General features: G+C 67.5%; 27 protein-coding genes. 9 read left to right on the top strand and 18 right to left on the bottom strand.

Annotated features, from left to right (window positions below; all coding sequences use genetic code 11):
* Positions 1-139: 139 nt before the first annotated feature.
* Positions 140-1132 (top strand): immunity 49 family protein, encoded by a 993-nt coding sequence (locus tag OG462_RS17510; RefSeq protein WP_406058616.1) that lies wholly within the window; start codon positions 140-142, stop codon positions 1130-1132.
* Between the two features lie 252 nt (positions 1133-1384).
* Here the strand turns inward: OG462_RS17510 and OG462_RS17505 are convergent, their stop codons facing one another.
* Both OG462_RS17505 and OG462_RS17500 read right to left on the bottom strand, forming a co-directional pair.
* Positions 1385-1687, bottom strand: a complete 303-nt coding sequence (locus tag OG462_RS17505; RefSeq protein WP_406058614.1) for a hypothetical protein — start codon at positions 1685-1687, stop codon at positions 1385-1387.
* 37 nt (positions 1688-1724) lie between these two features.
* A complete protein-coding gene (locus OG462_RS17500) occupies positions 1725-2534 on the bottom strand; it encodes a hypothetical protein (RefSeq protein ID WP_406058612.1) in 810 nt (269 codons plus the stop codon).
* Between the two features lie 527 nt (positions 2535-3061).
* Here OG462_RS17500 and OG462_RS17495 point away from each other — a divergent pair.
* Entirely contained in the window at positions 3062-3790 is a 729-nt protein-coding gene (locus tag OG462_RS17495) for an aspartate/glutamate racemase family protein (protein ID WP_406058610.1), read from the top strand.
* A gap of 977 nt (positions 3791-4767) precedes the next feature.
* On the opposite strand, the gene OG462_RS17490 is transcribed toward OG462_RS17495, so the two are convergent.
* From OG462_RS17490 to OG462_RS17470, 5 genes are all read right to left on the bottom strand, one after another.
* Positions 4768-5355, bottom strand: a complete 588-nt coding sequence (locus OG462_RS17490) for a class IV adenylate cyclase (RefSeq protein ID WP_406058608.1) — start codon at positions 5353-5355, stop codon at positions 4768-4770.
* A 24-nt stretch (positions 5356-5379) separates the two neighbouring features.
* Positions 5380-6027: a class I SAM-dependent methyltransferase gene (locus OG462_RS17485; RefSeq protein WP_406058606.1), complete on the bottom strand. Its 648-nt coding sequence runs from the start codon at positions 6025-6027 to the stop codon at positions 5380-5382.
* On the bottom strand, positions 5945-6583 hold the full coding sequence (locus tag OG462_RS17480) for a hypothetical protein (RefSeq protein ID WP_406058604.1): 639 nt from the start codon (positions 6581-6583) through the stop codon (positions 5945-5947). Before OG462_RS17480 ends, OG462_RS17485 begins: the two co-directional genes overlap by 83 nt.
* Positions 6576-7478, bottom strand: a complete 903-nt coding sequence (locus tag OG462_RS17475; RefSeq protein WP_406058602.1) for a radical SAM protein — start codon at positions 7476-7478, stop codon at positions 6576-6578. Before OG462_RS17475 ends, OG462_RS17480 begins: the two co-directional genes overlap by 8 nt.
* A gap of 108 nt (positions 7479-7586) precedes the next feature.
* Positions 7587-8279 carry an HAD family hydrolase gene (locus OG462_RS17470; RefSeq protein WP_406058601.1) on the bottom strand — a complete coding sequence of 231 codons (693 nt, stop codon included), beginning with the start codon at positions 8277-8279 and terminating at the stop codon, positions 7587-7589.
* A gap of 98 nt (positions 8280-8377) precedes the next feature.
* Here OG462_RS17470 and OG462_RS17465 point away from each other — a divergent pair, with 98 nt between their 5' ends.
* Together OG462_RS17465 and OG462_RS17460 are read left to right on the top strand one after the other, a co-directional pair.
* The gene (locus OG462_RS17465) at positions 8378-9154 is read left to right on the top strand and encodes an XRE family transcriptional regulator (RefSeq protein WP_406058599.1); all 777 of its coding nucleotides are present in this window, start codon (positions 8378-8380) and stop codon (positions 9152-9154) included.
* Positions 9141-9608 (top strand): NUDIX hydrolase, encoded by a 468-nt coding sequence (locus tag OG462_RS17460; protein ID WP_406058597.1) that lies wholly within the window; start codon positions 9141-9143, stop codon positions 9606-9608. The genes OG462_RS17465 and OG462_RS17460 overlap by 14 nt, the downstream gene beginning before the upstream one ends.
* Here OG462_RS17460 and OG462_RS17455 read toward each other — a convergent pair.
* The 3 genes from OG462_RS17455 to OG462_RS17445 are packed head-to-tail and all read right to left on the bottom strand — an operon-like array spanning position 9596 to position 11240.
* Positions 9596-10165 carry an HD domain-containing protein gene (locus OG462_RS17455; RefSeq protein ID WP_406058595.1) on the bottom strand — a complete coding sequence of 190 codons (570 nt, stop codon included), beginning with the start codon at positions 10163-10165 and terminating at the stop codon, positions 9596-9598. The genes OG462_RS17460 and OG462_RS17455 overlap by 13 nt on opposite strands.
* A gap of 1 nt (position 10166) precedes the next feature.
* Positions 10167-10394, bottom strand: coding sequence for a DUF397 domain-containing protein (locus tag OG462_RS17450; RefSeq protein WP_406058594.1), 228 nt, complete (start codon positions 10392-10394; stop codon positions 10167-10169).
* On the bottom strand, positions 10395-11240 hold the full coding sequence (locus tag OG462_RS17445) for a helix-turn-helix domain-containing protein (RefSeq protein WP_406058592.1): 846 nt from the start codon (positions 11238-11240) through the stop codon (positions 10395-10397).
* Between the two features lie 193 nt (positions 11241-11433).
* On the opposite strand from OG462_RS17445, the gene OG462_RS17440 reads away from it, so the two are divergent.
* Positions 11434-12093 (top strand): ATP-binding protein, encoded by a 660-nt coding sequence (locus OG462_RS17440; RefSeq protein WP_406058590.1) that lies wholly within the window; start codon positions 11434-11436, stop codon positions 12091-12093.
* On the opposite strand, the gene OG462_RS17435 is transcribed toward OG462_RS17440, so the two are convergent.
* Positions 12069-12827, bottom strand: a complete 759-nt coding sequence (locus tag OG462_RS17435; protein WP_406058587.1) for an HNH endonuclease — start codon at positions 12825-12827, stop codon at positions 12069-12071. The genes OG462_RS17440 and OG462_RS17435 overlap by 25 nt on opposite strands.
* A gap of 172 nt (positions 12828-12999) precedes the next feature.
* Between OG462_RS17435 and OG462_RS17430 the strand changes: the two genes are divergently transcribed.
* Positions 13000-14187, top strand: coding sequence for a DNA cytosine methyltransferase (locus OG462_RS17430; RefSeq protein WP_406058585.1), 1188 nt, complete (start codon positions 13000-13002; stop codon positions 14185-14187).
* Here OG462_RS17430 and OG462_RS17425 read toward each other — a convergent pair whose 3' ends face one another.
* From OG462_RS17425 to OG462_RS17400, 6 genes are all read right to left on the bottom strand, one after another.
* Positions 14188-14670 (bottom strand): very short patch repair endonuclease, encoded by a 483-nt coding sequence (locus OG462_RS17425; RefSeq protein ID WP_406058583.1) that lies wholly within the window; start codon positions 14668-14670, stop codon positions 14188-14190.
* Between the two features lie 6 nt (positions 14671-14676).
* A complete protein-coding gene (locus OG462_RS17420; RefSeq protein ID WP_406058581.1) occupies positions 14677-15618 on the bottom strand; it encodes a NaeI family type II restriction endonuclease in 942 nt (313 codons plus the stop codon).
* 7 nt (positions 15619-15625) lie between these two features.
* The gene (locus OG462_RS17415; RefSeq protein WP_406058579.1) at positions 15626-16597 is read right to left on the bottom strand and encodes a NaeI family type II restriction endonuclease; all 972 of its coding nucleotides are present in this window, start codon (positions 16595-16597) and stop codon (positions 15626-15628) included.
* A 47-nt stretch (positions 16598-16644) separates the two neighbouring features.
* Positions 16645-19593: a Z1 domain-containing protein gene (locus OG462_RS17410; protein ID WP_406058577.1), complete on the bottom strand. Its 2949-nt coding sequence runs from the start codon at positions 19591-19593 to the stop codon at positions 16645-16647.
* On the bottom strand, positions 19590-21131 hold the full coding sequence (locus OG462_RS17405; RefSeq protein ID WP_406058576.1) for an ATP-binding protein: 1542 nt from the start codon (positions 21129-21131) through the stop codon (positions 19590-19592). Before OG462_RS17405 ends, OG462_RS17410 begins: the two co-directional genes overlap by 4 nt.
* Before the next feature lie 122 nt (positions 21132-21253).
* Positions 21254-22249, bottom strand: coding sequence for an SEC-C metal-binding domain-containing protein (locus OG462_RS17400; RefSeq protein WP_406058574.1), 996 nt, complete (start codon positions 22247-22249; stop codon positions 21254-21256).
* A 63-nt stretch (positions 22250-22312) separates the two neighbouring features.
* On the opposite strand from OG462_RS17400, the gene OG462_RS17395 reads away from it, so the two are divergent.
* From OG462_RS17395 to OG462_RS17385, 3 genes are read left to right on the top strand one after another with little or no spacing between them, the layout of a single operon-like run.
* Complete coding sequence (locus OG462_RS17395) at positions 22313-23119, top strand: class E sortase (RefSeq protein WP_406058572.1); 807 nt, start codon at positions 22313-22315, stop codon at positions 23117-23119.
* A gap of 14 nt (positions 23120-23133) precedes the next feature.
* Positions 23134-23301, top strand: coding sequence for a hypothetical protein (locus OG462_RS17390; protein WP_406058570.1), 168 nt, complete (start codon positions 23134-23136; stop codon positions 23299-23301).
* A complete protein-coding gene (locus OG462_RS17385; RefSeq protein ID WP_406058568.1) occupies positions 23298-24809 on the top strand; it encodes a sodium:solute symporter in 1512 nt (503 codons plus the stop codon). The genes OG462_RS17390 and OG462_RS17385 overlap by 4 nt, the downstream gene beginning before the upstream one ends.
* Here the strand turns inward: OG462_RS17385 and OG462_RS17380 are convergent.
* The gene (locus OG462_RS17380) at positions 24772-26244 is read right to left on the bottom strand and encodes an MFS transporter (protein ID WP_406058566.1); all 1473 of its coding nucleotides are present in this window, start codon (positions 26242-26244) and stop codon (positions 24772-24774) included. The two genes, OG462_RS17385 and OG462_RS17380, sit on opposite strands and share 38 nt — an antisense overlap.
* Positions 26245-26283: the final 39 nt, after the last annotated feature.

Here is a 26283-nt window from a genome sequence, read left to right as displayed (position 1 = left end):
CGGATCACCTTGCCGGACTCCACATCGCCGCCATCATCATCTGGTCGGCGAGGTGATCCGAAAGAAGCGCTCTAGTGCTGTCAGTGCCCGTTGATAATGTGCTTCGTCCAGTCGTGGAGTTCATGAAGGGACGGGGTACGTGCGGAATGTGACTTGCCATCAAGTCGGCGGGCAGCGGTTGGCCGAGGCGCTCGACGACATCGACGGGCGGGCCTACACGCGGTGGCACTCGCTGCGGTACGGCAGCATCTCGCCGACGCTGATCCGGGCCATGGCGGACGAACTGCTCGACCATGTCGCCGCGCGAACGGTGACGGAGCCGGGGCTCGACGCTGCGGCCGGCACGGTCGCCGTCACCGCCGCGGAGTGTGTGCACGGAGTGCTGAGCATCATGTGCTTCCCGAGCGGGGACCAGGAACTCCGGTTCCCCCTCGTCGGGGAGCGGATCAGCACGGACCCGGACGACGACGAGTTCGGGGACGGGCCCATCACCTTCCGGGACGTCGTCAAGGAGGCGCCCACCGCGCGGACCTGGCTCGACATGTTCGAGATGTGTGTCGTCAGCGGGCATGTGTGGGACTGGGAGCGGGTCAATGGGCTGCTGCTGCGCGGCGACTACGCGCCCGCCATCCGTGACGGCGTGCCCTACAACCGGTACACCTCCGTCTCCGACCCCGCCGACCTCGCCGCCATGGACGCCCTGTGTCCCTATCTCACCGAGGCGGCCGGGCATCTGCCCCGCGACTGGCCTACGGTTCCGCTGCGCAAGCCGGACGCCGGGGAGCGCACGGAGGCCGCCCGGCGGCTCGACGAGGTCGGCGACGCGCTGAGCGCGGACCAGCAGCTGCTCCGCGTACTCCTCGACGACGACCAGCACGCCTTCGAGGACGCCCTCGTCGCCCGGCTGGTCGCGTACCGGGAGAGCGTCGAGGCCGATGCCGGTGATCCCGCGCCCCGGTCCCTCCTGCCCCTCGGCACCCTCGCCCTGGCTTGCCTCGCCGTCCAGGTCCATGGGTGGGAACTCGGTGTCCGGTCCGGGTATCTGCCGTACGGTCTGCTGGGATCGCCGGACGCGCCGCGCCGGGCGGCGGAGGGGAAGCGGAACGATTTGGGCTGCTGGGCCGCCAAGTAGGCCACCCGGGGTGCGGAAGTGGGTCTGGCCCGACATCCAGGACATCGTCGTGGAGACGGACTCGCCCCCACCGAGGCAGCGCGTACGTCTGTGCGGTAGCCAAGGACGGAAGACCACCTGCCCCACGTCGGCGAACGCCATCTGCCGGATCTCCACGCCCTGCGACCCCGGTAGCCCCGACGGCGCCGAGCCTCAGTCCGTGTCTTTCGCGATGATCCGAAAGACACGGCCTAGCCCAGGGCCCGCTCGGACTCAGCCCCGGTCGCGGGTGACGGCCCAGGAGGCGGCGGCCACGGCCCCGGCGACGGAGAACACCGCGGGCCAGGCCCCGATCTTCTTGGCGAGCGGATGGGACCCGGCGAACGCGGCGACGTAGGCGGTCGTGAGTCCGACGGACGCCTTGACCCCACCCACCTGCTGCCACTCCCGAGCAGCCACGACCCCGGCCCCCGCAAGCACAACCCCACCGAGCGGCCGCTTCTTGGTCCACCGAGCGACGGCGTAACCGCCTACGAGTCCGGCAGCAGCTATGGCGGGGGTGGGGATGCGGGGCATGGCGGGGGCCTTCCTGTCAGGGGTTCGTCCTTCGAGCCTACGAGGGGGTGTGGACGTGTTCCCCGCCGGGCACCGACATCGGCTCGTTCGGGGTGGGTGTGGCGCATTCGGCGCACAGGGTCTCGTCGGCGAGCGGCCGGAACAGCATGGGTTGGGTGTGGTTGCCGGTGCACTCTCGTGTGCCTTCGAGGCGGACGGAGAGCCGGGTCCGGGTGGGGGTCGGTGTGGGCGGGGTCGGCAGGGCACGTGGCGGTACGTCGCGGAGGAGGTAGCGGACGAGGCCGCCGGGCCGGTGTACGGGTGTTCCGGCGCCGGGCATGCCGCGGAGGACGTGCTCGTGGATGGCGGTGGAGATGTGCCCGGCGTCGAGCCAGCGAGCGGCGAGGCGGGTGAGTTCGTCGCGCATGCCCGGAGGGATGTGGCGGAGGGCGGGGGAGAGGAGGGGCAGCGCGCCGATGAGGGCGCGGGCCTCTTCGAGGTGGGGGCTGGTGGGTGTGCCGTCGGCGGTCTCGGTCTCGTCGTTGGGTTCGACGGCCTCGCCCACCTGGCCCACGTCGCCAGGCTCGGCCGTCTCGGCCGTCTCGGCCGGAAGGTTGGAGGTGTCTTCCTTCAGGTCTTTCTTTGGATGACGGTCGGTGGACGGGGTCACCGGCCCACCGGCGGCCGGGGTACCGGCGACCGGTTTCCGGGGACTCGGTACGACCTGCGGGGCTACGCGATCCGTGCAGGTGAGAGCGGGTGTCCGTGCAAGGAGCTTGGTGGCCTCGTCGGAGGTCAACGGGATGCTGGAGACGAGCTGTTGGGTGACCCAGCGACCACCGGCCGCCTGGACTCGCCGATCATGCACGAATCCCTCCTCCTTGAGCTGCCGCTTGGCGCGAGTGAACGCGCATGCCCCGATACGGGCACGTTCGGCGGTCGCGGAGAGAGACTCGCGCGCGTCCTGGGGAAGGGAGAGCTGCCAGGTCAAAAGCCGAACGGCGTCGGAATTGAGCCGAGGGTGCCGGATGAGCTCGTGCGAGAACTGGCTGAAGGCGCGAGAGGGCGCGTTAAAGTGCCGGTAGATCACGGTGGAGTCCAATTCCACTAGTGGTTCAGGCCCTCGCCGATGGCTGCAACCGTCGACGGGGGCCGTTTTGCGCGAACGTACCGCACTCAATGTGTCTGGGCTGGCACGGTGAGTGAAGACCGCCCGTGTGGGTGACCTTCAGGTGCGTGCTTCAGCCCCCCCCGCGGCGAACGGTCACTGGGCGTGGGGGCTCCGCTGACTCCAAGCGGGGCTTATACGTGGTGGTCTGTCATGCTCAACTCCTTATATAGAAGCATCCGGTGGTGAACGCGGGGCCGCTCGGAGTCGATGTGAGGGGCGTGGCGATGAAGACGATCGGGCTGATCGGTGGGATGAGCTGGGAGTCGACAGCGGAGTACTACCGGTTGCTGAACGAGCTCACGCGCGACCGCCTTGGCGGACTCCACTCGGCGCGGTGCGTGCTCTACTCGGTGGACTTCGCGGAGATCGAGCAGTTGCAGGTCCAAGACCGTTGGACAGAGGCAGGCAAGATCCTTGCTGCGGCTGCTCAGGCTCTCGAGGCAGCCGGCGCAGACATGGTGCTGATCTGCACCAACACCATGCACAAGGTCGCCGACCATGTCGAGGCGGCGGTTTCCATCCCCCTGCTGCACCTGGCCGACGTCACCGCGGAGGCTGTACGGGCGTCGGGTCTGCGTCAAGTCGGGCTGCTGGGCACGGCGTTCACCATGGAGCAGGATTTCTACCGAGGCCGTCTCGAAGTCGGCGGACTCGATGTACGCATCCCGGACGCTGAGGGGCGCGCGATCGTTCACCGCGTGATCTACGAGGAGCTCTGCCTGGGCATCGTGCGGGAAGAGTCCCGCGGCGCCTACCAGAAGGTCATCATGGACCTGGTCGCCGGCGGAGCGGAAGGCATCATCTTGGGCTGCACCGAAATCGAGCTTCTCATCGGTTCCGAGGACAGTCCCGTTCCGGTCTTCCCCACCACACGACTTCACGCTGCGGCTGCCGTGCACGCAGCTCTGTCCGACACCCAGAACGACGGCCCGACCAAATCCGCATCCCACTGACAGCCGACTTGCCCCGCAACGGGCGGCTGCTCGGGGTTGCGGTACAGGTCTACCTCGGGTGCGGCCGCCCTCTTTCCGAGTGTGGCGGCCTCCGCCGCCGCGTCAAGGGCGCCTGCGGCGTCGCTGCGCGATGGGCTGCGCCCACCCTTGACCCGGCGGCGGAGGCCGCCTTTCACACTCGGAGGGCGGCCGGGGGCGTGGCCTACGCGACTTGCCCGTGTGTTGCCGGGCGCCGTGGGCGGGTGTCGGGTCGGTGGGTGGGGCGAGGCCGGGCATCGGTTGCGGTCGGTTTGGCTGTGTCGGTGAGTGGGTGGGGGCTGGGTTCGTAGCGGGGGTGGGTGGGTGAAGTCCCGCTGGTCGGGGGTGCGCGGCAGTTGAATGGGGCAGCCGGGCGGCGCTTAGCGAGTTGCGGTGGCCCGTGGTGGGGCTTCAGGCCCCGCTGGTCTGTGTTCGTGGGTGGTGGGAGCTGTCGGCGAGTGTTTCGTGCAGTTTCTCCGCCCGGAATAGGGCATGCGTCCCCTATGGGGCTTAATCCGGGGCCTGTTACTCGGAGAAATGCAGGGTTACTCACCCCTCCCACCCACCGGGGCCTGAAGCCCCACCCCGAACTCCCGCCGGCCGCCAAACCGGAGCCGGGCCGCCCCATTCAACAACTGCGCACCCCGAACCGACGCGGTGGGGACCCGCCGACCCTGGCAACGAGCCAAGCTCCCACCCACCGGCCAGCGGACGCACGCCGACCCCGGATGCTGCCCGAAGCCCGGCGATGACCCCGCCCCCCGGACCGCCCTCCGAGAGGTCTTTCGCTCCTGGAGACGGTGGGTCAAGGGTGGAGCGCAGCGAAATCGGCGAAGCCGACGCGACGAAGGAGCGCCCTTGACGCACCGCCGGAAGGAGCGACTCTCGGAAAGAGGGCGGTCCCACCCGAGGCCTGCGAAGTGGGCCCGCCCCAAGGGCCTGAGCTTTGCCGGTCGTGCCTATCGCCTCGCGGCCGCCGTCGAGTTCGGCCTGTCTTTCTCCTCGTCGGAGAACAGGAGCGTGGGCTCGGCGAGGATGTCGCGGCCGGCCTCGCTCTTGTAGATTTCGTCGACACTGCCGAAGCGGGCTTCCGTGTAGTCGAGTTCGAGCAGGGCGGCGGCCTGGCGGACGGACGCCTCGTCGGGGCCTTCGATCTCGACGAAGGTGGGGAGGTCGGGCCAGGTGTCGAAGTCGAAGGCGACCTCGCCCAGGTGCCACTCCTCGCGGTAGTTCTCCTGGTAGCGGACTTCGGTGAGGCCGAGGCGGCGGAGGATGTCGGCCATGGCGTGGAGATCGGTGACCTCGGTCTCGATCTCGGTGGTGCCGTCGATGGTCGTCGCGTCGGTGACCTGCTTGAGGGTGAGGGTGGAGCGGGTTCCCTCGTCGCGCAGGCGGATCCACGCGCCGCTGTCGAGGGCGTCGTTCTCGAAGATCTTGCGGGTGAGGAGGGTGCGGGGGAACGCTCGCGTGGCGCCCAGGGCGGTGAGCTTGTCCTGGAGGGCGGTGACGTCGGCGTTGAGGAACTTGGCCTCGTACTCGTGCTTCATGTTCGTCTTCCTCGTTGGGTGCGATTACCTGGGGGTGTGGGCCGCGATGAGCAGGCCCATGCGGTGCGTGTGGTCGTGGGGCTGGCCGAGGTGCGGGCGCTCGACGAACGGGTTCGTGCGCAGCGTGAGCAGGACGTCCCAGCCGGGGGCGAAGTGGCGGGTGAGTCTTTCGGGCGAGGTGTAGTGCTCGATGAACTCGTGGCGCTCTTCGACGGGCATCATGAACTCCGCGCCGAACAAGCCCCCTTCGCGCACGAGGGACTGCATGCGGTGGACGAAGTCGGCGAGCGGGCTCTGGTGGTTGGCACTGTAGTGCCAGGAGCAGCTCGTCCAGACGGCGTCGCAGTGGCCCCCTGGGAGCTCGGCAGTCAGGAAGTCCTCGCCGATGATCTGGACCCGCTCGTGGAGCTCCTCGGCCTTGAGGCGGTCGATGAGGCCGGGGGCGTGGGCCTGGGTGTCACCCGGAAGGCTGACCTCGCCTCCGTGGAGGGCGAAGGGGTCGCGCTCGATGGCGATGACGCGGTATCCGGCGACGGCGAGGGGCAGCACGAACTTGCCGTCGCTCGCACCGACGACTGCGACTGTGGCGTCAGGAGGCGTGCGTTCCTTCAGGGTGGCGAGGAACTGGGGGAAGAACGTGAGGGTGTGCTCCCACAGGCTCTGAGTCTGCACGGTGATGTCCTTCCTGGGCGGTGGTGAGGATCGTCTGGACGATCTGCTCCGGGGCACGGCCGGTGGTGTCGATGCGATGCATCGGGAACTGGGCGTAGGCGGTCGAGATTCGGTCTGCGCCTTCCTCGCTCAGGGCGTCCCACCGGGAGATGGGCTTGATCCGTCGGGCGAGGCGCCGCTGCCGTTCGTCCTCCGTGCACAGCAGGTGGTACGTCGTGGGCTGGGGAAGGTCTGGCGGGAGGGCGACGCCGAGGCGGGCCCCGAAGGCGTGGTGGTTCGCGAGACACCGGGCGAAGTAGCTCTCGACGACGACCGGGGTGCCCGCGGCGAGGTGCTCTCGTATCTCCTCGGCGGCCGTGAATAGGGCCGAGAGGTAGAAGCACAGGCGGGCCTCGACGCTCTCCCGCAGATCCACCTGGCGCCGCAGCGGCTGGTAGAAGAGCGGCACGGTGGGGACCAGGACCGCGCCCCTAGCCGCCGCGAGCAGTGGCGCGACGGTGGACTTTCCGCATCCCCGTAAGCCTTCGAGCGCCTCGAAGACCGGGCGGTCAGGCACGGGCGTACACCACGTCCGGGACGGCGAGGGTGAGCTCGTCGGTGGCGGAGGGCCGATGGACGATGTGGTTGGCGGTCTTCTCGTACCAGAAGGCGTGCGAGTCCTTGCCCACGGCCTTGCAGGACATGGTGAGCGCGCCGCGCGGATCGGCCTCGATCCGTTCGATCTCGCGAGGGCCGCCGGCCGGCGCGCAGATCTCCGGCGCCCCGCCCTCGGCGAGGTCTTCGTCGAGGATGACCTCGATGGAGAGCCCGGCCGTCCGGAGGCCCTCGCGGAGGCGGGTGTACGCGGTCGGGTCGCCGACCAGGAGCTCGGGGTGGTGGGTGGCGTTGCCGACCGGGCGGAGGCAGTGCAGCTTGAGCTGACGGGCGCCGAACCTCTGCATGACCCGCGCCAGTGGCAGCACCTCGTCGATGTTCCGCGAGGTCACGGTCATCGTCGCGGCCGTCATGACGCCGAGCTCCCGAGCGAGGTTCAGCGTGCTGAGCGCGGCGTGGTAGCTGCCCAGCCTGCGGATGTCGTCGTTGGTGCCGGCGACACCCTCCAACGAGACCCGCAGCAGGTCCACGTAGGGAGCAATTTCGGTGAGGCGACGCTCGATCCGATAGCCGTTGGTGCAGATCTCCACCCGCATCCCCAGCTCCTGCCGGGTGTAGCGGACGACCTGCGCGAGCTCCTTGTAGAGGAAGGGCTCGCCTCCGAGCAGGGTCACCGCCTCGGTGCCGTACTCCTCGCGCATGAGCCGGATGAGTCCGACTGCCTCCTCGGCGGTGAAGGCGTCGGCCTGCTTCAGGCGCTCGCCGTGGAAGCAGTGCAGGCAGGAGAAATTGCAGCGGTACAGCAGCTGCAAGTACAGCATTCGGATCCTGCAGATTCCGGTGACATCGCGGATCACGCGGGCCTCCTGGCTCAGTTGACTGGCGGGGAGGATCCGATCGTGGCCGTGTGGGTGTGGACGGCGTCACCGCGTAGGCGGACGGTCCGAGGACGTCCTGGGACGTTTTCAGCTCGCGGCGATGCATTCAAAGTGGCTCATCAGCCCTGTGGTGTCCGAAAGGTCAGGCAGCACGACTACCGCGCCGGCTGCGGCCAGTTCCTCCTGGCTGTGAATGCCTGAGGCGACGGCGACGACGTGAGAACCGGTGGAGAGCGCGGCTTCGACGTCCCGCGGTGTGTCCCCCACGAGCACGACGGGGACATCCTGTTCCGCTCCGTAGACGCGGCGGATTCGCTCTCGTGCCACCGCCACAAGATCGGGACGCTGGACCCCGTCAGCCCCGTAGGCGCCGACGGAGAGATCAAGCAGAGAGTCGAGACCGAAGGAGGCGAGCTTGACCTCGGCGTTCGCCGCGATGTTGCCCGTGAGGATCGAGGACACCCATCCCTCCCGCTCCGCAACGCACTTGAGGATGCCCCAGGCGCCCAGCATTGCCGTTCCACGTGCCCGCAGCTCCGCGAACCGCTCCCGCCCGGCATGGGCCAGGGCATCCCGGATCCGGCCCCATTCCGGCTCCGGAACGTGATGCCGCACGAGCATCTCCCGCATGATCAGGCGGTCTGTGCGCCCCTCCGTGCGTGCGGGCTCGGTCGGCGCGAAGCCGGCCAGCGCGGCGAACGCAGCGGAGTAAATCTCCTTGCTCACCCCCGCGTTGTCGATGAGCGTGTGGTCGATGTCCCACAGGACGCTGAGCTGCATACCGCCAGCGTAAGCACTGGCTCGATGTCGCCCGGCGCCGCGGAAACGTCCCACGACGTCCTTGCCCTCCCTCTCGCGACTCGGCTTGTATGGCTTCCGTGAACGAGCGACTTCACTCCGTACTCGCCCAGCGCGGCGTATCTCCCGAATCGCTCGCCGAAGCCTGCGAAGTGGACCCCAAGACCGTCGGTCGATGGCTCGGCGGACGCGTGCCCCACCCGCGGCACCGCTTCAGCGTTGCCCAGCACCTGCGTGTCGAGGAGACCTTCCTCTGGCCCGTACCGCTGGCGCGCAGCGGTCGGCCTGGCACCGGCTTAGGCAGCGGCGAGATCATCGGCACCTACCAGAACCGGGCCAGCGTCCCCAGAGACACATGGCTCACTCTCCTCCAGGGCGCCCAAAGGCAGATCGATGTCCTGATCTTCTCCGGCACTTTCTTCGCCCAGACCAACCCCCACGTCGCCAAGATGCTCGCCGAGCGCGCGGCCACCGGGGTGCGTGTACGCCTGTGCTTCGGAGACCCGAGCGGCAACGCAGCCGCCACCCGAGGCCGCGAGGAGGGCATCGGCGACACCCTCGCCGCCAAGATCCGAGCCTCCCTCACCTACTACCGCCCGCTGCTACCCGAAGCCGGATGCGAGGTACGGCTGCACGACACCACGCTCTACAACTCCCTCTTCCGGTATGACGACGATCTGCTGGTCAACCCACATGTCTGGGGCCAGCCGGCGAGCGCCAACCCCCTGTTCCACCTCCGACGAGTGGATGCCACCAGTTGGTTCGACAACTACGCTCAGAGCTTCGACGCCGTCTGGGCCGGCGCACGGCCCTGGACGCCCGATCACGAGGGGACCGCCGCACATGGGCAGGACTGAGTACTACAACGACCCCAACGCCCCCAAGGCCAACACCCTCATCCCAGCCAGCAACCTGCTGGTCATCGACGACAGCGGCGCGATCCTGCTCCAGCGTCGCCGTGACACCGGTCAGTGGGCACTGCCGGGCGGGGCCCAGGACATCGGTGAGACGGCGGCCGAGTGCGCGGTGCGCGAATGCCTGGAGGAGACGGGGATCGTCGCCGAGATCACGGGTTTCCTGGGCGTCTACACGAACCCCCGCCACATCGTCGCCTACACCGATGGTGAGATCCGGCAGCAGTACGAGAACACCTACATCGGCCGCCCGGTCGGCGGCGAGCCCACGATCAACGATGAAGCCGACGGCGTCCGCTTCGTTCAGCCTGCCGACCTTGACCAGTACGACATCCACGCCAGCATGCGCCAGCAGATCGGCGACTACCTCGCCGGCACCTACCCCTACCTCGGCTGAGCCGCCAACGCCGCCTCCACCCGCCCCACGGCGGCGAAGATCTCCGGCGCAGCCCGACGGATGAACCGTCCGACGACGCTGTCGTCTCCGTAGCGGCTCAGGATCTCCGCGACACGCTCCTCGGCGGTGGTCTGACCGCCGTCGGTAGTGGTCGTCATGTCGCAGTAGACCAACGAGTCCACCAGCAGCGGCTCATCAAGCAGGGGGAACTCCGCCGCCAGCTCCTCCCGGAGCCCGCGCTCCTCAGCCTCCAAAAGCGCAAACGAGTGGTTCGCAACCAGCCGCATCAGCCGCTCATCGGCCGCGTGCTCGTCGCGAAGGAACCGCGCCCCGTCGAGCGGATGGAAGCCCGTCACGGCTAGCCGGGGCGCGTAGCCGACGTCATGCAGTATTGCGGCGGCGACCAGCAGATCGGCATCCTTGCCCAAGATCCGCCCGACGTCGGCCGCCCGGGATGCGACTCCCCAGCTGTGTGCCCACCGCTTAGGGAGCGCTTCAACGAGCTCGGCTTGTGCGACCTGCTTGGCCAAGTCCGCCGTTAGTCCGCGGCCCAGCATCTCAGAGCCCTGGGGAAGGAGGTGTGAGCTGGCCGACGGAGACACTGTCAACAAAATCTTGCCAGGCCGTTGCTTTCAGGGTGAGCATGGGCCCCTCCGGACGCTTAGAGTCCCGCACGAACGCGCCTGTGGCCGCGTAGGCGCACTCCACACACTCGGTTGTGTTGCCGCCGCTGTAGGACGACTTGAACCAATACCGAGTCGATTCTGAAGGCTGCGGAGAGGGCACCTAGAGCTCCTTGCGGATGCGATGGATCAGGGATGACGAAGCTTCCATGTCCAACGCTTGTGCCCGCAGGTACTCGAACGCAAGTCTGTATCGATCCAGTTCGTCGTCTGTCTCCATGAAGAGCGAGCCGGTGTGCAGGTCCACGTAGACGACGTCGAGGGCCGGCTCAGCTGCTCCAAGGATGACGAAGCTTCCCAGCGCCGCAGCATGCGCACCCTTGGAGAAGGGCAGCACTTGCAGTGTGATCTGGGTGGCTTCGTTCGCTTCGAGCAAACGGTCGAGCTGTGCCCGCATCACTCCTGGGGAGCCGACGACCCGACGCAGGACAGACTCGTCAAGGATGGCCCAGAGGTGGGGTGGTTTGGGTCGCCTCAGGATCTCCTGTCGCTTCATGCGGATGTCGACCAGTCGATCGACTTCCCCTTGATCCAGGCGCAGTTCGTTCGCCTGCTGCAAGGCGGTGCTGTAGTCCCGGGTCTGGAGCAGGCCAGGGATGTAGACGCAGCAGAAGTGATCTTCGCGGACGGCCTCGTCTTCCAGGGTGAGCAGCAGGTTCATGCTCTCTGGGATGGAATCGGCGAAGGTGCTCCACCAGCCTTGTTGCTTGGCGTCCTTGGCCAGAGCGACCACCGCCGTCCGCTCGGCGTCGCTCGCGGCGTACTCGCGGCACAGGGCATCCACGATGGGCCATTTCACGGGGCCGGACTGGGTTTCGTACCGGCTCACCGTCGCCTTGGATACGCCGACACGGCGGCCGGCTTCCTCCAAGGTCATGCCCGAACGTGCTCGCAGCTTGCGCATGGTCGAGCCGAGCTGGCGACGGCGGGTCGTCGTCCTCGATGGCAAGGCGGCTGCCCTTCGTAGCTGTTCATTGCCCGTCCTCTGGGCCCAATCAGGCTATGCGGCCGGGGTGTTGGTATCGCGTGATTCACCCGATCGAGTCCCGCGAGAAGTTACATAGCGGGAATTCTCGCTGCCATACTCGCTTCATCCGGGTCACGCAGCGTCTCCGCATGGATGCGGTGAGTGTGCTGCTGGAGTGGCCGGAGAGAAGGGGAGTCTCGCTGTGGCTTTTAGGGGAGACAGTGGAGGGACGCTTCGCTGCGTCCTGCCGTTCGAAGCGGCGCCTGGTGAATTCAGGCTGTTGCGCAGGGCCGTCCGCTCGACACTGGGGCAGTGGGGTGTTCTGAGTGCAGTGGATGAGGTCGAGCTGGTGGTGACGGAGCTCGCGACGAACGTCATGAAGCACGTGGGCGAAGGCGCATCGGCGACCCTCGTACTCGAACCGCGGGGGAGTCGCCTCAGGGTTGAGCTGCACGACAAGAGCCCGGTGGTGCCGAAGCAGGATGGCGTGGTCGATGGCGAGCAGGAGTGTGGCCGAGGGCTGCATCTCGTGGCGTCGATGTCGGTCGACTGGGGCACGTTGCTTACAGGGACGGGCAAGGCCGTCTGGTGTGAGGTGTCGGTGGTTGCTGACGCCTCGTGCGTGCGGGCTCAGCGTGCGTGCTCGGTTCTCGGCAGCTATCGGGAGCTTCTCGGGGTGAGGGTGCCGCTTCAGGCCTCGCGCTCCAGGGTGAACCAGGAAGCTGCCGTCACGCTGATTGCCGACCTCCTCGTGTGGCTCGCGCTCCAGGGCAGTGACCCCGACGAGGCGCTCTGCCGCGCGCAGCAGCTCTACGAGGCCGGCGAAGCTGCGTGACGGGCGACCGCGCGCATTTTCTCGCGAAGGTCGTCGGGCGTGCGCCAGGCTTCCCCCGCGTAGTTCCTGTGGCACATGCGATGGCAGTTCGCGCACAAAAGTGCGAGGTCCTCCAGCCGAGTCTCGCTGGGGCCGGCGACGTGAAGGGGGGTGACGTGGTGGACCTCAATGTAGTCGGCGCCGAGCGGTCCGTAGGTGGCGCCGAAGTCGAACGTGCACGCGTCGCACTGAATGGGCTTGTTCAGCCTCCGGACCTGTTGAATCCTGCGGTTGCGGAGGCCGCGGTCGCGCTCGCGGTGGAGGGCCAGGCGAACCAGCAGACGTCCTTCGCGTGCGCTCGTCTGCCCGTCCTCGTCCACTTCGTCGGGGTGGACGGGGGCGTTGTACAGCTCGCCACTGGCGATCCCTGCGCGCAGGGCGTGAGCGGCAGCCAGCATCTCCTGCGGATTGGCCAGGAAGTCTGCGACGATCTTCTGCGTGGGGCGCCCGCCCTTGGTCGCACTTCCCGTGTGGTTGGGGTGAGCGGTGGCGATGTCAGTGGTCTTGCGGCTGACACTGTTCGGCGACCGGAACCGGGGGTCGGCCGTGGTGTTCTCGTGCAGGGGGAGTGCGCGGAGCAGGTCGGAGAGACCCAGGACGCGCATGTCGTTCTGCCGCAGCTCACGCCAGCCGTTCTCCACGACGAGCGCGCATGCAAGCAGCAGCTCGTCCCTCACCCACGAGATTTGCGCCATGCGGCTGATCGTACAAGTGTTCCCCGTGTGTGTGGAGTGCCGGAGGAGGCTACGGGATGACGCACACTTGGAAGGCGTTTGTCGGTTGGAGGGCGTTGTCAGTGGTGTCTGTCACTCTCTGTGATGTCTGGCGGGCAAGGCGTCGGCGAGTTACGTGGTCGAAGGAGGGTGCATGACCGGCACTGAGGCGGAGTTCACTTCAATCGAGATCTGTGCTGGAGCCGGTGGGCAGGCCATTGGGCTGCACGCTGCCGGGTTCAGGCACCTCGCGCTTGTGGAGATCGACAAGCATGCAAGGGAAACGCTGCGACGGAACATCGAGGCGCGGCCGGACTGGGTCTGGGAGGAGCGGCACTGCGACCTCAGCCATGCGGATGCCACCACATTCGAGCCGCTTGAGGACGTGAAGAGGGACGGGAAGCTGCTTGAGCCTGAGGAGCTGGACCTTCTCGCTGGCGGCGTACCATGCCCGCCCTTCTCTCACGCGGGAAAGCAGCTGGGGAAGGATGACGAGCGGGACCTGTTTCCGCGCATGCTCCACCTCGTTGAGCAGCTGAGGCCGCGCGCCGTGATGATCGAGAACGTCCGAGGGATTCTGGACCCGAAGTTCTCGGACTACCGGGACTACATCAAGGCCAAGCTGCAGAGCGGCACCTACCGTGCCGACGACGGCTCTCTCGTGACCGATGACGGACTCGGGTATGAGGTGTGTCACTGGGGGATTCTGGAGGCCAGTGACTTCGGGGTACCGCAGCTTCGGCCCCGCGCGATTCTCGTGGCCATCCGCAAGGACGTTCTCAAGGACGTCAAGTACGAGTGGCCGACATCGACGCACGAGCACCCGGTGAGCGTTGTCGAGGCGCTTGGGGAGTCGATGAAGGCGCGGTACGAGGCGTACTACGACGGCCCGCGTGATCAGGAGGCTCGCACTGCCTATGCGCGATGGCAGGCGAGGGCAACGGAGCGTCACGAGGAGCTGGAGGCCAAGGACGGTGCGGGCATCGCCCCCACGCTTGTGGGCGGGTCGAAGAAGCACGGCGGGGCCGACCTCGGCCCCAGCCGGGCCAAGGCGGCCTGGAAGCAACTGGGTGTCTCCGGCCTCGGTGTGGCCAACGACGTCGAGACCTGCAAGAAGAAGGGGTCCGAGGACCGCGACCTCTTCGGTGTCGACGGGCCGATGTTGACTGTGGAACAGGCGGCGATCATCCAGGGCTTCCCGGGAGACTGGATCTTCGACGGCGGTAAGACGGCCCAGTACCGGCAGGTGGGCAACGCCTTCCCGCCGCCGGTTGCCGAGGCTGTGGGGCGGTCGATCATGGATGTTCTGAGGGCCGCCCGCGAGCGGGACGCGAAGTCCTGATCAGTCGGCCTCACTGGAGTCCACCGTGCCCTTGCTTCGTGCAAGGGCACGGTGCTTTGCCACCTCGGCTGCGATGCGCATCGCGCTTTCCTCCGGGGACTCGTGTTCCCAGAACCGAAGGACAGTCCAGCCGGCTTCTTTCAGCTGCTGATTGGTGTCGCTGTCACGTGCAATGTTCCGTGCGACCTTGTCGGACCAGTAGCCAGGGTTCGTCCTGGGCGCCACGTAATGCTCGGGGCAGCCGTGCCAGTAACAGCCATCGATGAAGACGGCGACCTTCACGGGTCTGAAAATGATGTCAGCGGTCCGGCGGAGGCCGGGCAGCGGCTTAGCGGCGACGCGATACCGCAGTCCCTGGGCGTGAAGGAGCCGCCGGACCTGCTGCTCCGGCTTGGTGTCCCGGCTGCGAATCGCCTGCATGTTCCGGCGGCGGGCAGCTGAAGAGGCCCACGATCCGGCAGGCGGTGTCCAGTCATCGGTCATAGCGCTTCACTTGAGTGCAGGGAGAAGCGGGCCGACCTGGGGGAGGTCCGTGTCGTCGGCAAGGACCCACTCCTTGTTGTCCAGCGTAGCCCTGGGCCGGTCCCCATGATGCCCGGCGGCTTCCACGACCCTGAAGCTGACGAATTCGCCACTGCGCGGCATTCTCGGAAGGGGAACACCAAGTTGTTCCATGACCGCCTGGTGTTTCTTCCAGTGTCCGGCGATCAGGATTCCGTCGCCTCGGAGCTCCGTCCTTGAGCGCCCTTCTCCCTTGCGCAGTCGTGCGTTGCCGTCACGCTGCTGCGTTACGGTATCGATGGTCTCGCTGTCGATGAGCCGGTTCTGGACAAGACGGAGGAACCGGTTCAGCCGCTCCTGGCCGGACAGTCCGGACGTGAAGATGTGGTGGACCTGCGCCTCGGGCAAGGAGAGGAGCAGCGTCCTCGGGAAGGCAGCCCCGTCTGCGATCCACGTGATCTTCGTCTTCCCCAGTGCTGAGACCTTGCGCTTCCCGTCCTTGTTGGGTGCTCCGGTCAGGAATTCTGACCTCGCCCGCAGCAGCCCCACGCCGAAGGTTTCCTTCTTTTCGTCCACCCGGGTGAGCAGGCAGATCTGGTCGATCGCTTCTGTGGGGATTTCCCAAGTCGCCAGGCTCGTGAACTTGCAGTCAACCTGGTGACCGCTAATCAGATAGTCCATCCCCTTCTGGGGGCCTGACGGAATGTTGAAGGTGTCCTGCAGTACGATTTCGACCTTGGTTCCGATGTATGTCTTCTCTGTCTTCCTGAGGTCGGCAATCGAGTACCGGCCTGTCCGCTTTCCGTCGAGAACTTCGTCTATCGCGGTGCGGAGCGCCTGCCTGAACCTGTTGTCACGGTTCTGCTGGTCGAGAATCCAGGTCCGCACCTCCTGCAGAGCGGAGTCGGCGGTGACGTCGTAGTTCTTCATGGGGCTACTACTGCTTTGCTTTAGAGCTGGGGGAGGGGAGTGTCGGGGCGGCAACTACGGCATCTCCCGCAGTGGCGACTGTCCACAGTGACCCGTCAATGACGGTGCGGGGTCCTGCGTGGATCCCGTCTGCTGGTGTGACGCAGACGCTGACGAACTCGCCCTCCCGGGGAATGGGAACGCCGAGCTGGTCGGCGATCTCCTGGTGGGACCGGTAGTCGCCCAGGATGATGATGCCCTCGTCCTTGAGTGAGGACCTGGATCCCCCGTTTCCCCTGACGCGCTTCATGTAGTCCTTCTGCTGGGCGACAGTACGGACGACGTTGCGGCCAATCCGCCGCTGCTGGCATCGGCGGAACAGCTCGTTGAGGCGGGCCTGTCCTGAACCGGCTTCATACACTGCAGCACGGTGGACGGGATCCATGTGCAGGAGCGTGTTCTCCGGAAGCTCCTGCTTGTGCCACAGCCATAGAATCTTGTTCCGGTGCTCGGCCTTGACTGTGAGCTTCTTGTCGCGGTTGTTTCCCGCGTTCAGCCATTCTTTCCTTATGCGCAGCAGGCCGGCACTCCACTGGCTCGTGTAGTCATCCGCCCACACGAGCAGGCACAGATGACCCAGCGCCTCTGGCGGGATCATCCAGCCACCGAGCTGCTGGGAGTACTTGCAGTCCACGTCGATGTCCGAGATCTGGTAATCCATGTCGATACCGTCGTCGAACCCGAACTCACGCTGCAGATTGATCTCGACGAGCGTTCCTGCGTGTGTCTTCTCCGTCTTGAAGAGGGTCTGCCAGTCGTAGCGTCCGGTGATCTCGCCGTTGAGTAACTGGTCGATCGTGTCGCGCAGGACAGCGGCGAAGCGGAGCCCCCCGGGGTCGAGCTCGTGGAGCTTCCCGTGCACGGCGGCCAGGCCGGCGTCCTCGCGGCGGAGGTCCTCGGCATGGATATTGGCTGCAGCTGTGATGTCCAGGGGAAACAAGGGAGAGCTCCTGTCCGATCGGTTGAATGCCAAGCCACGCCGTCCGGTTACGGCAACTCGCGTGTTCCAGACCGTTTGGCCTGGTAGCGGAGCAGCCGGAGGGAGGCGTCGTTCGCCGTTGTCGGCGGGATAAGGGTGAAGGCGAGAAACACCCGGGACGGGTCGGCTATCCCGTGCGGGGCGGCCGCGCGGAGTCCTGCGTCGTCCTCCGCCTTCTCGACCGCCGCGTAGAGCAGCACAACGCCCGTGCGACTCCCTAGCGCATGAGGACTGGGGAGCAGTGCGCCAGGCTGTGCCTCCTCGATGAGACGCTGAGCCCATCGGCGGTGCTCAAGACCGGAGATACGTCCGAACGACACCTTTCCCAGCTGGCGATTACGTCGGACAAGAGCGGCGGGGCCGTGTCCCAGGATGCTTGCCTCAACGCGCCGGGCGGGCGTGGTCTGCGGGGCGACGAGGAGCCAGTCGTCGACAGTGGCGAGTGAACCGTCCAGTTGCGCAAGGTAGTTGAGGTGGGGGGCAAAGTGATTGTGCCCCTCCCACTCCAGCTGGCTCAGTACACCGATCAGCGACGCGTGAGGGACGACAGTGGTCGTCGCCTGGAAGGTCCGCGTGAGTGGACTACTGCTGTCGGGAGGCAGCGCCAGTGTGACTGCTGGAGCATCGAACACGGGCAGCAACGGACGCCAGCGATCCGTATTGCGTGCGGTCTGCTCAGCACTCATCGGGTAGGCGGCTGGCTCGATTGCCTTGCCCGGCGACCGGATCTCGACCAGCTCGGAATTGAACATCTTGTTCCGCGCCGACGGCTTGATCAACGCCAGGTGCTGGGAGACGAGAGGCAGCACGCGCTCGGGCGTCAGCTGCGGCTCGCCATCGATCATGGTTGCGTACTGTGCGAGCTGGGCGCGGAACGCCTCTTCGTCCTGACAGATGGCTTCGAAGGCTTCGTAGAGATCGAGGGTCTTGCCCTTGCCGTATGGCTCCTCGCGGCCGATGTAGAGGCGCACCAGATCCCGGTAGCCGTCACGGAAGCCGAACCACCTGCCCATCTGCATCAGAGTGTCGGCCTGCTGCGTCTTGCGGCGGTAGTAGGTGACGGTCAGACCTTCGACGGTGAAACCGCGGGAGAGCTTCGTGCCGCCGACAAGGATCTTCCAGACGTTCTTGGTTCGGTCGAAGTCGAGAGCCGCCTGCTCGTAGTCGCGCTCCTTGTCGCCATTGACGATGATGACCGGGTTACCACCCGCACTCATGAGCTGACGTGCTCTGCTGACGTAGGGCTTGAGCACGTCGTACGACCCTGGAACCGGTGCGCCTTGGGCGTGCGCGTCGGAGACGGGCATGAAGTCCTCGGTGAACAGTCGCGCCAGTCGCTCGTGAGACGAGCTGCTGCCGTAGTGCTCGTGCCACATCGAATTCAGCCGCGAGGCGAGAGCCGAGTGATCTGCCATGCGGACCGAGTCGTGGACAAGCATGGTGTGGTGTCGGTACTTGGTTTCGGGGATGCCCTGGCTGACGCGGTAGAGCTTGACGGCGCCGGAGAGGATGAACGCGTCCAAGGATTCGAGCAGCCGGTCGTCCGGACCGTCGAAGACGCCCCGGACATGCGCCTCCTCTTGGGAGTTGGCGACTGTGCGATCGACAGCGGGGACTGCCCCGTCCAGGTCGTGGAAGTCCTGGACACCCATGTAGCCCACCGGGCGGGGCAGGGAGATCAGGAAGTCCCGGGGGAAGATGTCCTGGCTGTCATCCGGGTCGACGAAGACATTGGCGAACGGGGTCGCCGTGTAGCCGACGTACTGTGCCCGGGGAAGCAGTTGCAGAAGCTGCGAGATCAGGCCGTTGATGGCGGTGCGACTCTCCTTGCCCTCTGTCTGCTTGGCCGGATCGATGGTGTTCACGGATGCCTGGTCTGATTCGTCGTCGATGATCAGAACGGGGAGCTCGTGCAGGATGCCGCCCACCCGCTTGAGGTCCATGACCAGCTTGCTGAGGACAGCCTTGTTCTTCTTCACGATCATGACGCGGGCTGCCGCGGGGTGCAGATTCACGGGGTCGTGCAAGGGCCGCGCCCGGTCGAGCTTCGGGATGTCCAGGGTGCTGATCCCCTGGCCGAGCCCCTTGTAGTCCTCGTCGCGCGTGGTGAGCCGCTCGATATTGAAAGCGCCCTGTCCCGACGGCCGACCGTCGTGGGAGACGAACTTGTGGGGCCAGTCCTCGTCGTCCTGGTAGTCGATGCCGATCAAGGCATCGATGTCGTCAGGGCTGATGCCACGGAGGATGTTCTCCCTGCCGATCAGCTCCATGTCCAGCCGGCGCTGAGTCTGGCCGCGCAGCAGGTTCAGTGTGCCGCCCAGGACAATGACGAGCCGGTATCCGGCATCGATGGCCTTGGCGATGACACCCGTGAAGTTCGCTGTCTTGCCCGACTGAACGTAGCCGACCACCAAGCCGCGGGCGCTGTACGCCTCGGTGCGGGTGGGGTCAGACAAGCGCTCAACGACGCTGTGCGAGGCCTGGTCGAGACTGGCGATGGCGGTCTCGCTCCACCCCTTCTTGCGGAGTACTCGCTCATACGCCGACCAATAGAAGGTATGTGCGGCTGCCTTCTCTTTGGAGTACCACCGCTGGAAGTCTCCGCTGATGACGACGGGCTGAGGACCGGTGACGAGAGGCACCGCGGCGTCGAGTGCCTTGCGCACGTCGTCATCGAAGCCAAGCTGTGCGTAGGTGTCCGCTCGTCGTTGTTCGCTGCGTGCCGGGGCATTGGACCAGGGAGCGGTATCCGCTGTGTCCCAAGACGTCAGCTTCTGGTTCCAGAGAGCTGTCAGATCGGACTGTCTGTCGAGGAGAAGCTCACGGAACCCCTGCAGGTCTTCGTCTGCGGGCTCTTCCGCTTCGGACACTGCGAAGGCGATCTTGGCAAAGCTCTTGGGGCCACGGCTCATCGCCCCCAGGACATCGATGTGCAGATTCAGCAGGCGGTCGTTCACTGGGATTCCTCTCCGCGCGTCATCTCGCAGCGGGCAGCGGAGAGCAGAACGCTGTTCCAGAGAGCCATCTCGTCATCTCGCTGTGCACTTGAGCGGCCCATGCGGAAGTTCTTCTCCAGAATCAGATACAGCATGCCTTTGAGGACCGGTGCATCATTCGACCCGGCCCGGCGGCCGGAGTTGAATGCTTGGCGGTATTCCTTGTTGAGGCGTACGACATGATCTTCGCGGTCGATGTCGAAGAAGACATCGGTCGGCATCGCTTCCCAACGGAAGGTGATCGGATCCTCACCTTCAAGTGCGGGGAGCTCGTCGCGCAGCGTCCGCTTCAGTTTCGGGTCAACTCCCTTGCCAGGCGGAATGACCTCCTTGCGCTGGACTTCGGTCGACCGGCGGGCGGCGTCTCGGTAGACCTTCTCGGCTTCGCCCAGGTATTGCACGAAGGTGCCCCCGTCCCTGTCCCTGGCCTGTTCCAGACCACGGGCAAAGGCAGGGGTGACGTTGACTCCGTCCTTCTTCACCGTCAGGGAGAAAACCTGGTTCTGCTGCGGCGGCAGGTTGATGGCAATCCGGGCGAGATTGTGGTGCGCCTCGCCGCTGCGGGTTCCGTTCCAGCCGCCTGCCTGTACCAGTCGGTCATTCCGGTAGACGTAGAACCCTTGACGCTCGGCGAGCGGACCGATCCCACGAAAAGCCACGAGGGGAGCCTTGGGCGGCCAGATGTGGGCCTCCAGCTCCAGTTCGCCAAGGCCTTCGATCGGCGCCCTGTACGTACGCGGAAAACCTGCACGGCCCGGGATGCGGTATCCGAAGGGGTTGATTCCCTCGACGCCCCGGTGATCGAGTTCTTCGCGGGTCCGTACGTCCTCGACGACGATGTCGATGTGAAAGTCATCCCGGTCGAGGAATCGGTGGAGGTACAGCCCGAGGTGCGTCTCCAGGCGCTCAATCGTTTCGTTGAGGAAGCGATCTGTCTGCCCCGCCGTGATGGTCCCGAAGGCGCGGACCCCGTCCCACCGGACGATGGTGCCGTGCCAGCCGATCACCCCGTCGTAGCGATCGATGAGATCCTGGCAGTACCTGGCCTCGACGATGTCGCACGTGAAGTCATGCTGTGCCTGGGAGGTGAGCCACCGTCGGCCTGTCGATGGGCTTCGCTTGGTGCGACTGATGACGGTCAGCGCATCTGCATGCGACAACGACGCCGCCTTGAGCCCGGCGCCGAAGTGGCCCAATGCGTGGGCGGAGTACTCCTGCTGTCCGCCGACGGTCATGGCAACGTCGAGCGTCTCGTCGTTCATGCCGTGGCCGTCGTCGACGATCAGCAGGCTCACGAGCCGGTCGTCATCGCGCAGGAAGCTCACCACAACGTTCTGGGCGCCGGCGTCGATCGAGTTGTCGATGAGGTCTGCGATGGCTGCTTCGAAGCCGTAGCCCTGGTGGGTCAGTGACTCCACATATCGGGCGGAGGGCGGAAGACGCTTGCTTCCGCTCGTGGGCACATCGAACTGCCAGTCAGGACCGGACTCGTAGGGCAATCGTCTTCCTCGCACACAGGACTGACCTGGGCATGAGGGGGCCAGTCGGACAGCAATGTGACAACCGTGACGTTACTCCAACCGGCTGACACGGCGCGAGGAGCAGCCCGAAGGGGCGGAGGTCAGTCTTCCCCGTGGCACTCCCCGTACGTCCTACCCGACCCGCACCAGCACTCCGCCGACCGCGCCGGCGGCCACCCCGTCGCCCTGCCCCGGGCCGCCAGTGTCGTTGCGTACTGCGGCAGCAGGTCCGCGTTCGACGGGTGGGTGGATTCCGAGGCTGCGAAGGCTTCGTAAGAGGGGACCGTCGCGCGGACGATGCCCAGGTTCGGGGTGCCCGCCTGGGCGAGTTCTCGGAGGGAGGCCTCGATGTCCGTCAGGTGGGCGCGGTACGTGGGGTACTCCGCCTCCAGTTCCGGGTACGCCGCGAGCAGCTCGTCCAGTTCCGGTTCCGGCCAGTGCAGGACCGCCACCGGGAACGGGCGGGAGAGGGCCGTGCGGTAGGTGCCGAGTTCCGACCGGAGGCGGGTGATCTCCGCCTGGAGTTCCGCCGGGTCCTCCGAGCCCAGTGACCACAGGCGCTTCGGGTCGTGGAGTTCGTCCAGGGGGACGTCTGCCGTGTGCAGGCGGTCCGCCAGGACGTCCTCGTCGTCGTGCGGCAGCGCCAGCATTCTGCGGATGCGGTGGCGGGTGATCAGGAGGGACTGGGTCGCGTGGGGGAGTTCCGGTGACGTGGCCAGCAGGGCCGCCGCCTCCGTCAGCGTCGACTCCGCCGCCTCCAGTTCGTCGTGCGCCTCCAGCGTCTCCGCCGCGATCTCCCACGGCGCCGCGTCCGAGGGCCGTGCGCTCCGGACGCCTTCGATGATCGCGCGGGCCTCGGCCTCGTGGCCGTACTCCCACAGGTTCGCCGCCTTCAGCGCCCTGATCAGGAGCGGGTTCGCCGGCGAGGCGGAGAGGAGGGTGTCGTAGAGGGCCGTTGCCGCCTGGCGGTCGCCCGCCAGTTCCAGGTGTGCCGCGGCCTGGAGGTACAGGGGTTCCTGGTCTCCCGGGTACTGCGCTGCCGTGCGCAGCAGGCGCTCGGCTTCGGTGGTGTGGGCGGCAGGCGTGTCGGGGCGCATGCTCTCCACCGTACTGCTGTACGGGCCTGGAGAGTTGGCGCCTCAGCGCTTATCGTGCCCCGCGTGCGGGCCAGGGTGGGGCAGCGGGTGCCGGTCGTCGTCCAGTCGCGAGGGCGGCGCCGTACGGGTGCCCGCGTGCTGTGGGTGTGCGCCGAGGCCGTCGTCACCTGCGGGGTTGTTGTCCTTCTTCTTGTCGTCCACCAGCTCTGGTGGACCAACCAGCAGGCCCGCGCCGAGGCCCGTGAGCAGGTGCTTGTCCTTGAGCGGGAGTGGGACATCTCTCCCCCCAGCAGTAGCGGTAGTACTGGTGGTCCCTCCCGTGCCGGCAGACCGTCCGCTGAGCCCGTCGTCCCTCCCGCCGCATCCTCCGGAGAGCCGGCCCGTCCCACCGCCGATCCCGCCCCGGGCGCGCGCGACACGTCCCCGTCCTCCTCCGCCGCCTTCGCCGTCCTTCGCATCCCCCGCCTCGGTCTCACCGTTCCCGTCGCCCACGGCGTCTCCAAGCGGTCCGTCCTCGACAAGGGGTACGTCGGGCACTATCCCGGGACCGCCGCCCCCGGCCGTACCGGGAACTTCGCTCTCGCCGGGCACCGCAACACCCACGGCGAGCCCTTCCGGTACATCAACCGGCTCGCGACCGGGGACGAGATCTCCGTACGTACGCGCGCGCGTACGTACGTCTACCGCGTCGACCAGGTCCTGCGGCAGACCGCTCCCCGTGACGTCGGGGTCATCCGGGCCGTGCCCCGGTCCCTCGTCAAGCCCTCGTACGGGTACGAGGCCCCCGGCGCCTATCTCACCCTCACCACCTGCACCCCCGAGTTCAGCAGCGCCTACCGGCTCGTCGTCTGGGCGAAGCTGGTCTCGTAGTTAGGCTCGACCGGGTGATCAGACGTCGGCCCCAGTTGTTGTGGCTCCTTCTCCCGTACCTCCTGTTCGTCGTCGCGCTGCCGTTCGTGAACGGGGTGCCGTTGTTCGTTCTCTGGCTGTTCGGGGCGACCCTGCTGACCCCCGTCGCCGTCGGCCTCGCCCGGAGGGGGGACCGACGATGAGCCCCGCCGCTGTCGCCGTTTCCGTCTTCGCGGTCTTCATGGTGCTCACCGTCGTCCTCGGGCTGCTCGCCGTGCGCCGGCATCAGACCGGTGGGCTCGACGCCTGGTCCGTCGGCGGGCGCTCGCTCGGGCCTGTCTTCATCTGGGTGTTGATGGCCGGTGAGGGGTACACGAGCTTCAGTTATCTCGGCGCCGCCGGGTGGGGGTACAACTACGGCGCCCCCGTGCTCTACGTCGTCGCGTACATGTCCTGTGGCTACGCCGTGGGTTACGTCGTCGGGCCCATGCTCTGGGGGTACGCGCGCAAGCACGGGCTCGTCGCCCTCAGCGACATGGCTGCCCACCGGTACCGCCGGCCCTGGCTCGGTGCGGTCGTCGCCGTTCTCGCGACCGTCTTCCTCCTGCCGTACATCCAGCTCCAGATCACCGGCATGGGCGTGGTCGTGTCCACGATCTCGTACGGGACCATCGGCCTCGACCTCGCCTACTTCCTCGCCTTCGCCGTCACCACCGGGTTCGTGGTGGTGAGCGGGTTGCGGGGGAGCGCCTGGGTGTCCGTGCTCAAGGACGCGCTTGTCGTCCTTACGCTGGGGTTCTTGTTCGTGTACGTGCCCCTGCACTACTTCGGTGGGTTCGGGGAGTTCTTCGGGCGGCTCGTCGACGAGAAGAGCGAGTGGCTGAAGCTGCCCGGGCACGGCGGCGAGCAGAGCGGGTACGGGGTCGGCTGGTTCGCCTCCACCACCGTGCTCAACTCCCTCACCGTCGTCATCTTCCCGACCACCGTCGCCGGTTACCTCGGAGCCCGCGACGCCGACACCCTCCGGCGCAACGCCGTCTGGCTGCCCGCGTACAACGTCCTTCTCTTCATCCCCATGCTGCTCGGCATGGCCGCCCTCTTCGTCGTCCCCGGGCTCGTCGGCGCCGAGTCGAACCTCGCGCTGTTCAAGCTGATCACGGACGCGCTGCCCGCCTGGGCCGTGGGGGTCGTCGGCGTCGCCGCCGCGCTCTCCTCGATCGTGCCGATGGCCGTGTTCATGCTGGTCATCGGCACCATGTGGGGGAGGAGCGTGCTGAGTCTCGCGCCACGGCTCCGGGCCCGCGAGAAGGGGCTCTCCCAGGCCGTCGTGGTCGTCGCCGGGGCGCTCGCGCTCGCCATGACGTACACCGCGCCCAACACGCTCGTACGCCTCTCCCTCATCTCCTACGAGGGGATGGCGCAGCTTCTTCCCCTGCTGCTGCTCGGGCTCATGTGGCGCCGGATGACCGTGGTGGGTGGGGTGTGCGGGCTCGCGGTGGGGGTCGCCCTCGTCTGCGCCCTCGTCTTCTCCGGGAACGATCCCCTCTGGGGCGTCAACGCCGGGCTGCTCGCCCTCGTCGTCAATCTCCTCGTGAGCGTGGTCGTCAGTCTGTACGGGGCTCCGGATGCCGGGGACGAACGCGACGACGAGGACGTCCTCGCCCTGGAGGAGTTCACCGACGCGGCCGTCGTCGTCCCAGAACGAGTGTGATCCCCGCGCCCGTCAGGGCCAGCGCCGCCGACGCCAGGACCGCCGTGTCCGGGCCCGCCGTCGCCAGCGCCAGCATCAGCGCCACGCCCGCCGAGGAACCGATGTAGCGGGCGGTGTTGTTGGCGCCCGAGCCCATCGCCGCCCGCTCCGGCGGTACGGAGTCGACCGCGAGGCGCGGCAGCGCGGCGTTCAGGAGGCCGCTGCCCGCTCCCGCCACCAGGAGGCCGGGGAGCAGGCGGGGCCAGGAGCCGGCCGGGCCGTCCAGGGCGCCGAGGAGGGCCAGGACACCCGCCGCCGACAGGGCGAAGCCCAGGGCCAGTTGGTACGGGGCGGAGAGCCGGCCCGCGAGCCGGCGCGTCTGCAGGGCCACCGCGAACGCCGTGCCCGACCAGAGCACGAACAGCCACGCCGCCCCGAGCGGTGACATCCCCGCACCACCCTGGAGCAGCGCCGGCACCACGCTGAACAGACCGATCACCGCCAGGCCCGTGAACAGCGCCCCCAGCGTCGACGCCAGGAACGCCGGTCGCCGCAGCAGCGCCAGATCCACCATGGGCGTACGGCTCCGGTGCTCGACCACCACGAACAGGGCCGTCAGGGCGAGGGAGGCGAGCAGAAGGAGGCCCACCTGCGGGCGCAGCCAGCCGTCCCGGCCGAGGGTGAGCGCGGTGAGCAGGGCCGCCAGGGCCAGGCCGAGGGCTGTCGCGCCCGCGATGTCCGGACGCGGTCGGCGGGAGCCCGGCCCGGACCCCGACCTCTCCGGTGCCGCGTTCCCCGGGAGGGAGTGGGACCTGTCCAGCTTCTCCGGGAGGGAGCCGGACCCGTCCGGTGCCGCTTCGTCGGCCCTCAGCAGCCGCGCTCCCACCGCCGCGATCACCACCGCCGCCGCGCCCAGCACCTCGTACGCGAGCCGCCAGTCCACCAGGCTCAGCGCGCCCGCGAGCAGCGGGCCCAGCGCGATGCCGGCGCTGACGGACGCGCCCCAGATCCCCGTCGCCCTGATCCGGTCCCGGCCCGCCGGGTACGCGTGGGCGAGCAGGCCCAGGCTGCCGGCGAGGACCGCCGCGCTCGCCGCGCCCTGCGCGATCCGGGCCGCGGTGAACGTGGCCGTGGAGCCCGCGAAGGCGCCGAGGGCGGTGGTGAGGCCGAGGGCGAGGGTGCCGAGGAGGAAGACCCGGCGGCGCCCGTGCGCGTCGGCGAGGCTGCCGGCCACCAGGAGGAGGACGGCGAGGCCGAGCGGGGTGCCGTTGAGCAGCCAGGCCTGGGCGGAGGCCGGGGTCGAGAAGGCCGCGGCCATGTCGGGGAGGGTGAGCATCGGGGCCGTGTAGTTCATCAGCGCGACCGTGGTGGCCGCGGCGGTGACGGCGAGTGCGGCCCCGGGGCGGGTGCCGCGGGGTGGGGCGGAGGTGTCGGCGGTGGGCGCGAGCTGGGACATGGCGGGGACCTCCACCCGTCGGTTCGGTGAATGAACTCA

Origin of the sequence: Streptomyces sp. NBC_01077 (genome assembly GCF_045162855.1) — a bacterium.
Lineage (GTDB): Bacteria > Actinomycetota > Actinomycetes > Streptomycetales > Streptomycetaceae > Streptomyces.
Note: the sequence above shows the minus strand (reverse complement) of the source record. Positions and strands in the feature narration are given on the sequence as shown.